Source organism: Burkholderia sp. Bp9015 (assembly GCF_003853505.1).
In the GTDB taxonomy this organism is placed as follows: domain Bacteria; phylum Pseudomonadota; class Gammaproteobacteria; order Burkholderiales; family Burkholderiaceae; genus Burkholderia.
The window spans coordinates 1-604 of record NZ_QTPZ01000099.1; the positions used below are offsets into that span (position 1 = coordinate 1).

General features: G+C 61.3%; 1 protein-coding gene and 1 pseudogene. Both read left to right on the forward strand.

Annotated elements, in window-relative coordinates:
* Nucleotides 1-213, forward strand: a pseudogene (locus tag DIE12_RS38355) (hypothetical protein); the annotation flags it as partial.
* Between the two features lie 65 nt (nucleotides 214-278).
* Nucleotides 279-604: hypothetical protein (locus DIE12_RS37765; RefSeq protein WP_124551610.1), on the forward strand; the 326-nt coding region annotated here is incomplete at its 3' end.

Sequence of the window (604 nt, forward strand, 5' to 3'; positions counted from 1 at the left end):
GTCGAAGACACACTGGAAGAATTCTCCCAAAAATGGGCGCGGACCGGCGCCATCTTCAAACGCGTGCGGTATGGAGAGCCGTCGTTCGTTCCCGTCGGCCTCGCCGAACACGTCGAGCTGCTTGAGGAACTCGCCTCTGAGCACCTACAACTGGAGGCCTTCCTGCGACGCCAAGCGCAGATTCTGGACAGGTTCCGGCAGCCAGCGCCCTGACACGCGCGACTTGATACGCCATTATCGACCGCAGACCTAGGATAACCGAATCAGCTGAGGATACGATGGAAGAACCAGCACGCTACGTCTTGTCGGGTGCACTGCCCGTCCAGGACGATCTGGAAGACGAACAGCTCGATCGGGTGTCCCGACATCTGGGCGGTATCGCGACTGTGTATCTGAGGCACGATGTAGTGGCACACGCCGTCTCGCTGCGCATCTCCGGCACGCTGATGCGTGACGACGTGCGCTACATCGAGCAGCGCATCGAGCGGTTCGCCGAAGAAAACGCTCGGGCCGCGGCAATTCTGCTGAGCGAGTGGAACTGCGAAACGAGCGAGCTCGTCGTGGGCATGAACTGGGACGCCCAATGCCTGATCCGGCTCGGCGC